At 73.6% G+C, this 13,462-nt stretch carries 14 protein-coding genes; 8 read left to right on the top strand and 6 right to left on the bottom strand.

From position 1 onward, the window contains the following. Window positions 1-267: 267 nt before the first annotated feature. Both ACFQPP_RS02940 and ACFQPP_RS02935 read left to right on the top strand, forming a co-directional pair. Complete coding sequence (locus ACFQPP_RS02940; protein ID WP_376915017.1) at window positions 268-1,425, top strand: acyl-CoA dehydrogenase family protein; 1,158 nt, start codon at window positions 268-270, stop codon at window positions 1,423-1,425. Window positions 1,426-1,518: 93 nt separating this feature from the next. Further along, complete coding sequence (locus tag ACFQPP_RS02935) at window positions 1,519-1,992, top strand: SRPBCC family protein (RefSeq protein ID WP_376915016.1); 474 nt, start codon at window positions 1,519-1,521, stop codon at window positions 1,990-1,992. An 86-nt stretch (window positions 1,993-2,078) separates the two neighbouring features. On the opposite strand, the gene ACFQPP_RS02930 is transcribed toward ACFQPP_RS02935, so the two are convergent. Next, a complete protein-coding gene (locus tag ACFQPP_RS02930; protein ID WP_376915015.1) occupies window positions 2,079-2,660 on the bottom strand; it encodes a hypothetical protein in 582 nt (193 codons plus the stop codon). Window positions 2,661-2,904: 244 nt separating this feature from the next. Next, window positions 2,905-4,044, bottom strand: coding sequence for an AI-2E family transporter (locus tag ACFQPP_RS02925; protein ID WP_376915014.1), 1,140 nt, complete (start codon window positions 4,042-4,044; stop codon window positions 2,905-2,907). Window positions 4,045-4,269: 225 nt separating this feature from the next. Here ACFQPP_RS02925 and ACFQPP_RS02920 point away from each other — a divergent pair, with 225 nt between their 5' ends. Both ACFQPP_RS02920 and ACFQPP_RS02915 read left to right on the top strand, forming a co-directional pair. Continuing rightward, entirely contained in the window at window positions 4,270-4,719 is a 450-nt protein-coding gene (locus ACFQPP_RS02920) for a GNAT family N-acetyltransferase (protein WP_376915013.1), read from the top strand. Window positions 4,720-4,921: 202 nt separating this feature from the next. Then, on the top strand, window positions 4,922-6,520 hold the full coding sequence (locus ACFQPP_RS02915) for an ATP-binding cassette domain-containing protein (RefSeq protein WP_376915012.1): 1,599 nt from the start codon (window positions 4,922-4,924) through the stop codon (window positions 6,518-6,520). 30 nt (window positions 6,521-6,550) lie between these two features. Here ACFQPP_RS02915 and ACFQPP_RS02910 read toward each other — a convergent pair whose 3' ends face one another. Further along, window positions 6,551-7,165, bottom strand: coding sequence for a TetR/AcrR family transcriptional regulator (locus ACFQPP_RS02910; RefSeq protein ID WP_376915011.1), 615 nt, complete (start codon window positions 7,163-7,165; stop codon window positions 6,551-6,553). A gap of 156 nt (window positions 7,166-7,321) precedes the next feature. Between ACFQPP_RS02910 and ACFQPP_RS02905 the strand changes: the two genes are divergently transcribed. Further along, window positions 7,322-8,806 carry a DHA2 family efflux MFS transporter permease subunit gene (locus ACFQPP_RS02905; protein WP_376915010.1) on the top strand — a complete coding sequence of 495 codons (1,485 nt, stop codon included), beginning with the start codon at window positions 7,322-7,324 and terminating at the stop codon, window positions 8,804-8,806. Between the two features lie 122 nt (window positions 8,807-8,928). On the opposite strand, the gene ACFQPP_RS02900 is transcribed toward ACFQPP_RS02905, so the two are convergent. Further along, window positions 8,929-9,309: a winged helix-turn-helix transcriptional regulator gene (locus tag ACFQPP_RS02900; protein ID WP_376915009.1), complete on the bottom strand. Its 381-nt coding sequence runs from the start codon at window positions 9,307-9,309 to the stop codon at window positions 8,929-8,931. A gap of 81 nt (window positions 9,310-9,390) precedes the next feature. Here ACFQPP_RS02900 and ACFQPP_RS02895 point away from each other — a divergent pair, with 81 nt between their 5' ends. The 3 genes from ACFQPP_RS02895 to ACFQPP_RS02885 all read left to right on the top strand — a co-directional run bounded on the left by ACFQPP_RS02895 (window position 9,391) and on the right by ACFQPP_RS02885 (window position 12,029). Further along, window positions 9,391-9,801 carry a RidA family protein gene (locus tag ACFQPP_RS02895; RefSeq protein ID WP_376915008.1) on the top strand — a complete coding sequence of 137 codons (411 nt, stop codon included), beginning with the start codon at window positions 9,391-9,393 and terminating at the stop codon, window positions 9,799-9,801. 128 nt (window positions 9,802-9,929) lie between these two features. Continuing rightward, a complete protein-coding gene (locus ACFQPP_RS02890) occupies window positions 9,930-10,991 on the top strand; it encodes a zinc-dependent alcohol dehydrogenase family protein (protein ID WP_376915007.1) in 1,062 nt (353 codons plus the stop codon). A 162-nt stretch (window positions 10,992-11,153) separates the two neighbouring features. Further along, on the top strand, window positions 11,154-12,029 hold the full coding sequence (locus ACFQPP_RS02885) for a helix-turn-helix transcriptional regulator (protein ID WP_376915006.1): 876 nt from the start codon (window positions 11,154-11,156) through the stop codon (window positions 12,027-12,029). 70 nt (window positions 12,030-12,099) lie between these two features. Here ACFQPP_RS02885 and ACFQPP_RS02880 read toward each other — a convergent pair whose 3' ends face one another. Further along, complete coding sequence (locus ACFQPP_RS02880; protein WP_376915005.1) at window positions 12,100-12,594, bottom strand: GNAT family N-acetyltransferase; 495 nt, start codon at window positions 12,592-12,594, stop codon at window positions 12,100-12,102. A gap of 44 nt (window positions 12,595-12,638) precedes the next feature. After that, on the bottom strand, window positions 12,639-13,316 hold the full coding sequence (locus ACFQPP_RS02875) for a GPP34 family phosphoprotein (RefSeq protein ID WP_376915004.1): 678 nt from the start codon (window positions 13,314-13,316) through the stop codon (window positions 12,639-12,641). Window positions 13,317-13,462: the final 146 nt, after the last annotated feature.

Here is a 13,462-nt window from a genome sequence, read left to right as displayed (position 1 = left end):
CCGCAGGCGCTCGCCGCAGCGCACGTCGCGCACCCCGGCTCGCCGCATGGGCCATGGCCGCCACCCCGTCGCACCCTTCTCGCCTCGACCCTGCGATCCCGCGCGCCGACCGAGCAGTCCCGCGAGCCGACTGGGCACTTCCGGGCGCCGATCGGGCACGTGATGCGGTCGTTCCGTCCGAAGGACCGCATCTCCTGCCCAGTCGAGCGCTCGACCGGCCCGCACCAGGGCATGCTGGAGGCGCACCCGACGGCGAAGGAGCCACGCGTGACGACCGACCTGCTCGACCTCGAGTCGCTGCTCACCGACGACGAGCGCGCCACCCGCGCCCGCGTGCGCGCCCTCGTCGACCGCGACATCCGCCCGCACGTCGCCGACTGGTTCGACGAGGGCCGCTTCCCCACCGAGCTCGTGCCCGCGCTCGCCGCCGAGGGGCTGCTCGGCATGCACCTCACGGGCCACGGATGCGCGGGCCGCTCCGCGGTCGAGTACGGCATCGCCATGCAGGAGCTCGAGGCGGGCGACAGCGGCATCCGCACGTTCGCATCGGTGCAGGGCTCGCTCGCGATGACCGCGATCGCGAGGCACGGCACCCCCGAGCAGCAGGCCGACTGGCTGCCGCGCATGGCACGCGGCGAGGCCATCGGCTGCTTCGCGCTCACCGAGCCGGAGGCCGGCAGCGACCCCGGCGCCATGCGCACGACCGCTCGGCGCGACGGCGACGACTGGATCCTCGACGGCGCGAAGCGCTGGATCGGCCTCGCCTCGATCGCCGACGTCGCCGTCGTGTGGGCGCGCACCGACGACGGCGTGCACGGCTTCCTCGTCGAGACCGCGAGCGCCGGCTTCGCCGCGCATCCGATCGGGCGCAAGCTGTCGATGCGCGCCAGCATCCAATGCGACGTCGAGCTCGACGGCGTGCGCGTGCCCGAGGGGATGCGCCTGCCCCGCGCTCGCGGGCTGCGCGCCGCGTTCGAGTGCCTCGACGAGGCCCGCTACGGGATCGCGTGGGGAGCGCTCGGCGCCGCTCGCGACTCGCTGGAGGTCGCGCTCGCGTACGCCGGCGACCGCGAGGTGTTCGGCCGGCCGCTCGCGGGCATGCAGCTGACGCAGCAGCGGCTCGCCGACATGGTGCTCGACCTGCAGCAGGCGCAGCTGCTCGCCCTGCACCTCGGCAGGCGCAAGGATGCAGGCGCGCTCGAGCCGCACCAGATCTCGATGGGCAAGCTCGCGTCCTGCCGCACCGCCATCCGCATCGCCCGCGAGGCGAGGGCCATCCTCGGCGGCAACGGCGTGACGCTCGACCTCTCGCCCATGCGGCACGCGGCGAACCTCGAGAGCGTGCGCACCTACGAGGGCACCGACGAGGTGCATGCCCTGGTCATCGGACGAGCCCTCACGGGGCTGCCCGCGTTCCGCGGCTAGCGATGCACGACCTCGCGGGGTGGGCGCAACCCACCTGACCTATGAGCGTCGGATCCGTAGCGTGGACGGCACCGAACGAGAGGAGACCATCCAATGGCCACCATCACCGAGCAGATCGAGGTCGACGCACCCATCTCGGCCGTCTACGGGCAGTGGACCCAGTTCGAGTCCTTCCCGCGCTTCATGGACCACGTCGAGCGCATCGAGCAGCTGGGCGACGACCGTCTGCGCTGGCACGTCGAGATCGGCGGCCAGAAGCGCGACTTCGAGGCCGCGATCACCGAGCAGCACCCCGACGAGCGCATCGCCTGGGCGGCCGACGGCGACGTGCACCACGCGGGCGTCGTGACGTTCCACCGCATCGACGACGCCACGACGCGCGTCGCGCTGCAGCTCGACTGGACGCCCGAGGGCTTCCTCGAGAAGGTCGGCGCCGCGGTCGGCATCGACGACGCCAGCGTGCGCGGCGACCTCAAGCGCTTCAAGGCGCTCATCGAGGACGCCGGCCACGAGTCGGGTCGATGGGACGGCGACATCGACCGGGACGCGGACGCGACCGGTCGCTGACCCCCACGAGCGACGGCCCGGCATCCCTTCGGGGTTGCCGGGCCGCTTCGCGTCGTGGCGCCGATGGGGCGCGGACGGGGTCGGGGTCAGCGGCGCTCGGAGGCGCGGTCGCCGGAGAAGAGCAGCGCGAACGGGCTGTTGCCCGCGGCGGTCGTGGACGGGGCGTCGGGCGTCGTCCAGCGCGTGAGGTGCGCGGCGATGGCGGGCAGCGCCGCCTCGGGGATGTCGTGCATCTCGAAGCCGACGCCGAGGTCGACGTGCGTGAGCTCGAGCCACGCGAGGTGGTCGCGAGCGCACAGCTCGTCGCCGTCGTCGGCGGGGATGCGCACGCCCGGCTGCACGTCGAGGCGACGCACGACCATCGTGAGCGTGGTCGACAGGGCGTCGATCAGCTCGGTCGCCGGCGCCTTCAGCAGCGAGTCGCTCGCGAGGCGCTGCGTGGCGTCCTCCCCGGGCGATGCCGTGATGCGGCGCGCGTGCCTGATGAGGCGCGCGATCACGTGACGGCGCGTGCCGAGCCCGCTCGCCGCGGGGTGCAGCAGCTCGACGTCGCCCAGGCGCATCGTCGCGCCGAGCAGCCGATGCGTCGAGAGGCGAACCTGCTGCAGGAGCAGGGCGGCCTCGGGGTCGGCGCGGTGCATGGACTCCTGCTCCGGTGCCATCGTCATCTCGGACCCCCTTCGTCAGACGCGGTCGCCGATGCGACGCCGCGTCCGGTGCGGTGCCTGGCACGAGTCGGACGATGCTCGACGACTCCGAGGCTGCTACCGACTCATAGCAAAGCGCGCACCACCGACACCCGCCAGCCGTTGACACCTGCGGGTCGAAGATGCTTCACCGAGCGACGATCGACGCTCCCACGTCGTTCCGCGGGGGACGCGCCTGCGCGACGTGCCCCCGGAGGGGGACGCGTCAGGCGACCTCGGGCCGCTTCTGCCTGAACATCCGCGCCGGGGTGTCCGGCCCGTCCCACACGAGCACGGCGCCCCACGCGACCGCGGCGAGCGGCACGGCCAGCAGCGTGCCGAGGATGCCGCCCAGCACGGTGCCGACGGTGAGCACGATGAGCACGACGAGCGCATGCAGCTTGAGCGACCGGCCCATGACGACGGGCTGCAGGAAGTTGCCCTCGAGCTGGTTCACCGCCACGACGATGCCGAGGATGATGAGCGCCGTCACGAGGTCGGTCGACACGAGCGCCACGAGCGTCGCGAGCGCGCCCGCCAGCGTCGCGCCGACGATGGGGATGAAGGCGAAGAGGAAGACGAGCACCGCGAGCGGCAGCGCGAGCGGGATCTGGAAGATGGCGAGGAAGATGCCGATCACCACGGCGTCGACGAGCGCGACCGTCGCCGTGCCGCGCACGTAGCCGCCCATCGTGTCGACCGAGCGGCGGCCGACGCGCTTCGCCCGCGCATACGACTCACCCTGGAAGGGGCGCAGCAGGAACTCCCAGATGCGCGGTCCGTCCTTCAGGAAGAAGAACAGCACGACGACCATCAGCACGATGCCCGTGACGAGGTTCGCCGCGACGCCGACGCCAGCGAGCGCACCGGAGCCGAACTGCGCGGAGGTGAGGAAGTCGATGATCGCGTCGCGCCACTCGCCGATCTGCTCGTCGCTCGGCGCGAACGGCAGGGTGGCCACCCACTCGATCACCTGGTCGATGCCCTCGCGCGCCTGGTCGTAGAGGCTGCGCCACTGGTGCTGCACCGAGTTGACGATGAGGAAGACGACGCCGCCGAGCACGCCGACCAGCGCGACGAGCGACAGCACGGTCGCGAGCACCGACGGCACGCCCTTGCGCCGCAGCCACGACATGACGGGCTCGAACGCCGACGCGATGATGAGGGCGATGATCACGGGGATGATCACGAGCGACAGCTGCATCATCGCGAACACGACGGCCGCGACGACGACGACCACGAGGATGAGCTGCAGCGACCGCGTCGCGAGCCTGCCGAACGAGTCGGTCCACTGCGACCACGGCGGTCGGGAGGGCCGCTGGACGACCTCGGTCGGCGCCTTCGACGCCTTGCTGAACAGTCCCATCGCATCCTCCTCGCGCGGCGGCCGGGGCCATCCGCGCTCCTCGCGTGGGCCCCACGCTAGCCCGGCCACCCGGGTGCGGCCCCCGGACGCGCTGCGGTGGCGGGCTGCCATCGGATGCGGTAGGCCCGACTGGTCGCTCGTGACCCCCACGAGCGACCAGTCAGTCCCCACGAGCGACCAGTCGGCGCCCGCCGACGTGTCGGGGGGCACGGATACGGTGGCCCGGTGACCGACTCCCCAGCTCCCGAGGCATCCCTCGCCGCCGGCTACCGCATGCTGCTCGAGGCGCCCACCGTCGACGAGTACCGTGCCCTGCGGGCCGTCTCGGGGCTCTCGCCGAAGTCCGTCGGCCAGGCCGAGGGCGCGATCGCGGGCACGTGGTCGTGGCGCACCGTGCGCGTCGACGACGGCGCGGGCGAGGCGGTCGCGATGGGCCGCGTCATCGGCGACGGCGGCTGGTACTTCCTGATCGCCGACATGGCGACGCTGCCCGAGCATCAGGGCCGCGGCATCGGCAGGGCCGTGCTGCGGTCGCTGCTCGCCGAGATCCGCGACCGTGCCGAGCCGGGCGCGTACGTCACCCTCACGGCAGACCCTCCCGGGCGCCGCCTGTACGAGGCGCACGGCTTCGACGACGTCGCCCCCGCCCGCACGGGGATGTCGCTGCTCACCTGAGGCCGAGCGATCCGCGCTGGCGCGCACCGCATCCGACGGGTATCGTCGCCTCCCGTCCAGCCCGCGGTGAGAGCGCGGATGCAGCACGAGCAGAAGACGAGAGCATGACGGAGATCCTCCGCGACGCGACCATCGCGCGCTGAGAGCGGCACACGCACCGCATCGGTCCTCAGCGCGCAGCGAAGCGCTCCTGGAGGACACCGTGTCTTCGACCATCCATCTCTCCCATGCCGGCGTCGTCTGGCCAGACGGCTCCGTCGCGCTCGACGACGTCACCGGCACGTTCCGCGCAGGCAGCACGGGGCTCGTCGGCCGCAACGGCGCCGGCAAGACCACCCTGCTGCGACTCGTGGCGGGCGACCTCGCCCCGACGAGCGGCACCGTCACCGCCACGGGCCGCGCCGCCACGCTGCCGCAGTCGCTGCCGACGCATCCCGGAACCGTCGCGGATGCCCTCGGCATCGCGCGCGTGCGCGCCGCGATCGCCGCGATCGAGCGCGGCGACGTCGACCCCGCGCGATTCGATGCCGTCGGCGACCGCTGGGGCATCGACGCGGAGGCCGTCGCGGCGCTCGCCGCCACGGGGCTCGACGGCGACGAGGCGCTGCTCGATCGGCCCATGCGGTCGCTCTCCGGTGGCGAGGCCATCCGCGTCGGCCTCGCGGGCATCCGTCTCTCGGGGGCGCCGATCGCGTTGCTCGACGAGCCCTCGAACAACCTGGACGCCGATGCGCGCGCCGACCTGATCGCGGCCATCCGCGACTGGTCGGGCACCCTCGTCGTCGCGAGCCACGACCGTGCGCTGCTCGAGCACGTCGATCGCATCGCCGAGATCCACGGTCGCGAGCTGCGTACGTTCGACGGCCCCTGGTCGACGTACGAGGAGGCGATCGCGATCGAGCAGGCGGCCGCCCGTCGTCGCCTGCACGATGCGGAGGCCCTGCATCGCCGCGAGCGCGCCGATCGCATCGACGCGCACGAGCGACGGCAGCGGGCGGAGGCCGCCGGGCGGCGCAGGCAGGCCGCCGGCGGCATCCCGCGCATCGTGGTGCACGCGTTGCAGAACCAGTCGGAGGCGTCGACGGCGGCGAGCAGGCGGCTGCACCAGGGTCGCGAGGCGAGCGCGCTCGCCGCGATCGCCTCCGCAGAGGAGGCGGTGCGCGACGACCGCTCGATCCGCGTGCCCATGCCCGAGACGCGCGTGCCCGAGGGCACCACGGTGCTCGAGCTCGACGCGCCCGACGGCCGTCGCACGGTGCGCGGCCCGGAGCGCATCGCGCTCGCCGGCCGCAACGGCTCGGGCAAGAGCACGCTCCTGCATGCGATCGCGGCGTGGCCCGCGGCGCCCGACCGCGTGCCCGTGGCCGAGGTCGTGCATCGCATCGGCGAGGTCGGCATGCTCGCGCAGCGCACCGAGCTCGACGACTCGGCGACGCTCGTGGAGGTGCTGCGGCAGGCGAATCCGCACGCGACGCCACTGCAGGCGCGGGCGATGCTCGCCCGGTTCCTGTTCCGCGGCGCGGAGGGCGAGCGGCGTGCCGCCGACCTCTCCGGCGGCGAGCGCCTGCGACTGTCGCTCGCGCGGCTGCTGCTCGCCGACCCGGCGCCGCGGCTGCTGCTGCTCGACGAGCCCACGAACGACCTCGACGTCGACGCCATCGGGCACCTCGTCGAGGCGCTCGCCGGCTACGAGGGCGCGTTCGTGGTGGTGAGCCACGACGAGCGCTTCCTCGCCGACGTCGGCGTCACGCGCCGCTGGACGATCGAGGGCGACGGCATCCGCGATCGGCAGGAGGGCTGACGCGTCGCCGGGCGTGACGCGTGCGCGGCCTCAGACCGACTCGCACCCCTGGAGCGCGGTGAGCGCGCGGTCGTAGATCGTCTGCAGCCGCTCGTCGTCGCCGGCGTCGGCGACGCGCAGCCACTCCTCGATCGAGAGGCGGATGAGCACCGAGAGCCACTCGACGAGGGCTCGCACGTGGAGCGGGTCGCGTCCGCTCGTCTCGACGAGCGCGGCGACGAACGCCTCGTCGCGGCCGTGCTCCTGCCGCAGCGCGGCGGCGAGCAGGCCCGGCTCGTCTGCGATGAGGCGGCGCACGCGCAGGTGCCGGTGGTGCCCGGCGACGTCGGCCTCGAGGTCGGCCATGCGCTCGCGCCAGAAGGCGACGAGCTGCGGGCGCAGCGGCATGGATGCGTCGATGGCGTCGGCGGCGTCGGCGAGCGCGCCGGCGATCTCGCCGTCGTCGAGCACCGCCTGCTCCTTCGTGCCGCACAGGCGGTAGAACGTGCGCGGCGAGATGCCGGCGGCGGCGGCGATGTCCTCGACCGTCGTCGAGGCGACGCCCTGGCGCTCGAAGAGGTCGAGCGCGGCCTCGGCGATCTCGGAGCGCGTCTGCGAGCGACGGCGTTCGCGCAGGTCGCTGGCTGCTCGCTCCTCGATGGTCATGCAGTCATGCTACGGTAGTCCGCGTCAAGATGGCAGTCACTGCCAACTTGGCGAGCATGCGCGGAACGAGGGCGATCGGCGCACGCGAGCCCATCGGGGCTCGCACGGCTCGCGCCCTCGCGCGCGAGCAGCAGACGCAGCGCAGACGAGGACGACATGACGAGCACCGACACCGCATCCACCCCCATCCCCACCGCCGGCGACGAGCAGCGGCCGGCGGCAGCGCCGCGCCCGGGCCCCGTGCTCGCGCTCCTGGTCGCGAGCGCCTTCGTCGTCATCCTCAACGAGACGATCATGGGCGTCGCCATCCCGCAGCTCACGACCGCGCTCGACATCACGCTCTCGACCGCCCAGTGGCTCACGACGGGCTTCCTGCTCACGATGGCCGTCGTCATCCCCACGACGGGCTTCCTGCTGCAGCGCTTCCCGCTGCGCACCCTCTTCTTCGTCGCGATGGGGCTGTTCACCGTCGGCACCGTGCTCGCAGCGGTCGCGCCGGGCTTCGGCCTGCTGCTCGTCGGCCGCATCGTGCAGGCGTCCGGCACGGCGATCATGATGCCGCTGCTGTTCACGACCGTGCTCTCGGTCGTGCCTGCCGAGCGCCGCGGCCGCTTCATGGGCGTCATCTCCATCGTGATCGCCGTCGCACCCGCCGTCGGGCCGACCGTGTCCGGCCTCATCCTGTCGGCGTTCGACTGGCGTTGGCTGTTCGTGTTCGTGCTGCCCATCGCGATCGCGTCGCTCGTGCTCGGCGCCGTGTTCGTGCGCAACCTCACCGAGACGCAGCGCGCCCACCTCGACGTCGCCTCCGTGCTGCTGTCGGCGGTCGGATTCGGTGCGCTCGTCTTCGGCCTCGCCTCGATCGGCGAGTCGGCCGAGGGTCACGCGCCCGTGCCGGTCTGGATCCCGATCGTCGTCGGCGTCGTCTCCCTCGCCGCGTTCGCGTGGCGTCAGCTCGCGCTCGGCGGCACCGACCGGGTGCTGCTGAACCTCGGCGTCTTCCGCACCCGCGCGTTCTCGCTCGCCGTCGTGCTCGTCATCGTCGTGTTCGCGGTGCTGCTCGGCACGCTCATCCTGCTGCCGCTGTACCTGCAGCAGGTGCTGGGCCTCGACACGCTCGCCACGGGCCTCATGCTGCTGCCCGGCGGGGTGCTCATGGGCGTCGCCGCACCCATCGTGGGTGCGCTGTTCGACCGCTTCGGCCCGCGTCCGCTCGTGCTGCCCGCCGCGATCGTGACGAGCGGCGCGCTGTGGTGGATGACGACGCTCGACGCCGACTCGACGGTGCCCACCATCATCGCGATGCACCTCACGCTGAACCTCGGCCTCGCGTTCATGTTCACGCCGCTGCTGACCTCCGCGCTCGGCTCGCTGCCGCGCCACCTCTACTCGCACGGCTCCGCGATCATGTCGACGCTGCAGCAGGTGGCAGGCGCGGCCGGCACGGCGCTGTTCGTGACCCTCATGGCCGTCGGCGCGTCGGCGGCGGTGGCCAGCGGCACGACCGATGCCGCCGCGGCGACGAGCGCCGGCGTGCACTCGGCGTTCGTGGTCGGCGCGAGCCTGTCGCTCGCCGCGGTCGTGCTCGCGGCGTTCGTGCGCGGCGGCACGGCCCGCGACGAGCGGGTGCTCGCGCACTGACGCCGCGCACGAGATGAGCCCGAGCGGGCCGCCGAGTGGAATGCACCCTCGGCGGCCCGCTCGGGCTCATCTCGTGCGTGCCGGCGTGCGTGCCGGCGTGCGTGCCGGCGTGCGTGCGCGCGTCACGCGCGCGCGGCCTCCGCGTCGTCGAACCGCTCGCGCGCGGCCTCGACGTCGGCCATGTGCGTCGTCGTCCAGCGCAGCAGCGCGTCGATGAGATCCTGCAGCCCCTTGCCGACGGGCGCGATGCGGTACTCGACCGCGAGCGGCCGATCGCCCACGACGACGCGCTCGACCATGCCGTTGCGCTCGAGCCTGCGCAGCGTCGCGGTGAGCGACTTCTGCGTGATGGCGGGGATGGAACGACGCAGCGCGTTGAAGCGCAGCGCCCCGTGCTCGCAGAGTCGGTCGAGCACCTCGAGCGACCACTTGTCGAGCAGCTGGTCGAGCAGCTCGCGGTGGGCCCCGGTGATGGTGGTCGGGTCGATGGCGGTCTCCTGCATGACACCTAGTCTCGTTGCAGTGCCTGCGGGGTACCAGGGTTCCATGGGATACCACCAAGCGATCCGATCCAGGAGGCACCCGTGAGCGCACTGCTCCACTCCCCCGAGGGCATGTTCCAGCCCGTCCCCTACCACCACGTCGCCGTCGGCACCGGCTCGCGGCACGTGCACGTCGCCGGGCAGATCGCCCGCGACGGCGAGGGTCGTGCCCTCGCCGTCGGCGACCTGCGCGGCCAGGTCGCCGAGGTGCTGCGCAACGCGCATCGCGGCCTCGCGAGCGCGGGCGCCACGTTCGACGACGTCGTGCGTCTGCGGTTCTTCGCGGCCGGCTGGCGACCCGACCTGTACGACGCGTTCCTCGCGGGCGTCGCCGACGTCGCCGACGAGCTGGGCCTGCCCACCCCGCTGCCGCCGGCATCCCTCATCGGCGTCGACATCCTCTTCGAGCCCGACGTGCTCATCGAGCTCGAGGTCGAGGCCATCGTCGACTGACGCCGCGCACGCGATGAGCGTGAGCGGGCCACCGAGCGGCATGCACCCTCGGCGGTCCGCTCACGCTCATCGCGTGCGGGCGCGTGCCAGGCTGGGATGCACACCCCACCGACGCGAGGAGCACCACGATGCGAGCGACGATCATCCACGGCGAGCGCGACGTCCGCGTGGAGGAGGTGCCGGATCCCGTGCTCGCGTCGGGCCCGAAGGCGAGCGGCCGCGACGCGATCGTGCGCGTCGTCGCGGCGTGCGTGTGCGGCTCCGATCTGTGGCCGTACCGCGGCGTGCGCCCCATCGAGGAGCCGCGGCGCATCGGCCACGAGTTCGTCGGCGTCGTCGAGGAGATCGGCAGCGCGGTGCGCACGCTGCAGCCCGGCGACTTCGTCATCGCCCCGTTCGTCATCTCCTGCGGCGAGTGCGTCAACTGCCGCAACGGCGTCACGACGTCGTGCCTGCACGGTGGCGGCTGGGGCTGGGAGGGCGAGGAGGGCTTCGCGGATGCGGGGCAGGGCGAGCGCGTGCGCGTGCCGCTCGCGGACGGCACGCTCGTCGTCGTGCCCGGCGAGCCCGCGCCGGAGCTGATCCCGAGCCTCCTCGCGCTCTCCGACGTGCTGCCGACGGGCCACCACGCGGCGGTGTCGGGCGGCGTCCGCGAGGGGTCGACCGTCGCGGTCGTCGGCGACGGCGCCGTGGGTCTGTCCGCCGTGCTCGCCGCCAAGCGCCTCGGTGCGTCGCGCATCGTCGCGATGTCGCGTCACGAGGACCGGCAGCGCCTCGCGCTCGAGCTCGGCGCGACCGACGTGGTGCCCGAGCGCGGCGACGAGGGCGTCGAGCGCCTCCACGCGATGTTCGACGGCATCGGCCCGGACGTCGTGCTCGAGTGCGTGGGCACGAAGGAGTCGATGGATCAGGCGCTGCGGTCGGCGCGGCCGGGCGGCCAGGTCGGCTTCGTCGGCGTGCCCGCCGGCGGGCCGGAGCTGCCGGTGCGGCAGCTGTTCTCGACGAACGTCGGCGTGCGCGGCGGCATCGCGCCGGTCCGCGCGTACCTCGACGAGCTGCTGCCGGAGGTGCTCGACGGCTCGCTCGACCCGGGCCGCGTCTTCGACATGGAGGTGCCGCTCGACGACGTCGCGGAGGCGTACCGCGCGATGGACGAGCGCCGCGCGATCAAGGTGATCGTGCGCCCCTGACCCCACGCCGCGGTGCTCGCGCGCACCGCGATCCCCGTCCTGAGGCTCTCGGCCCGTTCTGATGTCAGAAAGCGCCGAGAACCTCGGATCCGCGGCGCCGGGCGGTCGGCGGGGTCTTCCAGGACCTCCCACGGCGCGGGCCCACGGTCGTAGCGTGGGCGCATGGGAGACATGCGTCGCGAGATCCGCGAGTTCCTCACGTCACGGCGCGCCCGCATCACGCCCGAGCAGGCGGGCCTGCCCGCGTACGGCGGCAACCGCCGCGTCGCGGGGCTCCGCCGCGAGGAGGTCGCGATGCTCACGGGCGTCTCGGTCGACTACTACGTGCGCCTCGAGCGCGGCAGCCTCGGCGGCGCCTCCGAGTCGGTGCTCGACGCCCTCGCCCGCACGCTGCAGCTCGACGAGGCCGAGCGCACCTACCTGCACGACCTCGCGCGGTCGGTCGCGCCCACGCGCACGCCGCCGCCGCCGCCCGCGACGAGCGTGCGTCCGGTGATCCTGCAGGTGCTCGACGCCTTCGCTGGGCCCGCGTGGGTGCGCAACAGCAGGCACGACATCATCGCGGCGAACGCCATGGGCCGCGCGCTGTACCAGCCGGTGTTCGACGACCCGCACCGCCCGGTCAACACGACGCGGTTCATCTACCTGAATCCCGCGGCGCGCACGTTCTGGCGCGACTACGAGCAGACCGAGCGCACCGCTGCGGCGATGCTGCGTCTCGAGGCCGGCCGCGCACCCCACGATCCCGACCTCATCCGCCTCGTGGGCGAGCTGTCGACGCGCAGCGAGGTGTTCCGGCAGCGCTGGGCGTCGCGCGACGTGCATCTCCACCGCTCGGGTCGCAAGCGCCTGCACCATCCGGTCGTCGGCGACCTCGACCTCGACTACGAGTCGATGGAGCTGCCGAGCGAGCCCGGGCTCGTGCTCAACGTGTACACCGCGCCGGCCGGCTCCCCGTCGGCCGACGGGCTGCGGCTGCTGGCGTCGTGGGTCGCGACGCACGACGCCGAGCCGGCGAGGGCGACGACCGAGCGGTGAGCCGCGGATGCGCGTTGCGGCTCGCGAGCCGTGCGTCGCATCCGCGAGCGCCGGCGTCGGCGCCCACGGCTCAGTCGCGAGCGCTGCGCCGCTCGAGCAGCACCGTGTCGTGCCAGACGCCGTCGGGCGTGCGGGCGATGCGCTCGCGCGTGCCCACGACGCGGAAGCCGGCCCGTTCGTGCAGTCGGATGCTCGCGGCGTTCTCGACGAGGATGGCCGACTGGATCGTCCAGATGCCGAGTCGCTCGGACTCCTCGACGAGCAGCCCGAGCAGGGCGGAGCCCACGCCGCGGCCGGCGGCCTCCGTGGCGACGTAGATCGAGTGCTCGACGACGCCCCGGTAGGCGTCGCGCGCCGACGCCCGGGAGGCGGCGACCCAGCCGACGACCTCGTGCCGCTCGTCGAGGGCGACGTGGCTGAGGCCCTCGACCCTGCTCGCGAGGAAGGCCTCCGCGGCGGGCGTCGTCGCCTCGAAGGTCGCGAGGCCCGTCGCGATGCCCTCGGCCCAGATGCGCTCGACGCGAGCCCAGTCGGTGGCGAGCATGGGTCGCAGGTCGATCGTCACCCTGCGAGCCTCGCACGCGCCGTGGCCATCGGCCGCCGTGCCCGCTACGCCCTGCCCGCGCCGGCCGCGACCGCCGTCGACACCGCCGTCGACACCGCGGTCGTCGCGGCGAGCACGGTCGCGACGTGCCGGTCGACGACCGTCGCGCCCCAGTCGCCCTGCTGCAGCGCGAGCGCGCGCGAGGCGACGGTGCTCGTCCAGGGGATGCGACGGTGCAGGGCGGGCAGCTGGTCGCTCGCCCAGAGCAGCGCGGCGAGCGCAGCGGAGCGCGGGTCGGGGTCGACGCCGTCGACGAGCACGGCGCGCAGCCGCGACACGACGCCGTCCTCGTGCGTCGTGTCGACGGTGCGCATTCGCGTGACCGGGATGAACCCCAGCACGCGGTCGCGCTCGCGGCGGAGGATGCCGCGCTCCTCGAGCCGGTCGAGCACGGTCTCGCGCAGCGGCGGCCCGATCTCGGCGATGCGTGCCACGACCGAACGACGCTGCGTCGCGATCACGTCGAACGCCGAGCGCAGCAGCGGGTCGGCGGGTGGCGTCGCGCCCGGCACGGCCTCGACGCCCTGGCCCGGGGCGACGCGCACGAGCCCGCGCTGCGCGAGCTCGACGATCACGGCGCCGCCGAGCGTCGCGTACAGCATCCCCTCGCCGAGGATGTGGCCGCCGTCGTCGTCGAGCAGCACGAGCAGCAAGTCCTCGACGAGCAGCAGGTCGTCGTCCACGGTGCATCCCTCCCGGGCCGAGCGAGCCCCGACCAGACGCATCCATGCCACACCGTGCCCTCGGGGCCGGGTCAAGCGGGCGATCGGGCGGCGGCGGCGCGTCCCCCGAGACGCGCAGAAGGCCCCGGAGTCTCCTCCGGGGCCTT

This window comes from Agrococcus sp. GCM10030265 (assembly GCF_042666675.1).
Taxonomy (GTDB): Bacteria; Actinomycetota; Actinomycetes; order Actinomycetales; family Microbacteriaceae; genus Agrococcus.
Note: the sequence above shows the minus strand (reverse complement) of the source record. Positions and strands in the feature narration are given on the sequence as shown.

Excerpts from the sequence above, each read along its gene's own strand:
- ACFQPP_RS02935 (WP_376915016.1), top strand. The coding sequence starts at position 1,519 with ATGGCCACCATCACCGAGCAGATCGAGGTCGACGCACCCATCTCGGCC.
- ACFQPP_RS02930 (WP_376915015.1), bottom strand. The coding sequence starts at position 2,660 with ATGACGATGGCACCGGAGCAGGAGTCCATGCACCGCGCCGACCCCGAG.
- ACFQPP_RS02925 (WP_376915014.1), bottom strand. The coding sequence starts at position 4,044 with ATGGGACTGTTCAGCAAGGCGTCGAAGGCGCCGACCGAGGTCGTCCAG.
- ACFQPP_RS02910 (WP_376915011.1), bottom strand. The coding sequence starts at position 7,165 with ATGACCATCGAGGAGCGAGCAGCCAGCGACCTGCGCGAACGCCGTCGC.
- ACFQPP_RS02905 (WP_376915010.1), top strand. The coding sequence starts at position 7,322 with ATGACGAGCACCGACACCGCATCCACCCCCATCCCCACCGCCGGCGAC.
- ACFQPP_RS02900 (WP_376915009.1), bottom strand. The coding sequence starts at position 9,309 with ATGCAGGAGACCGCCATCGACCCGACCACCATCACCGGGGCCCACCGC.
- ACFQPP_RS02890 (WP_376915007.1), top strand. The coding sequence starts at position 9,930 with ATGCGAGCGACGATCATCCACGGCGAGCGCGACGTCCGCGTGGAGGAG.
- ACFQPP_RS02885 (WP_376915006.1), top strand. The coding sequence starts at position 11,154 with ATGGGAGACATGCGTCGCGAGATCCGCGAGTTCCTCACGTCACGGCGC.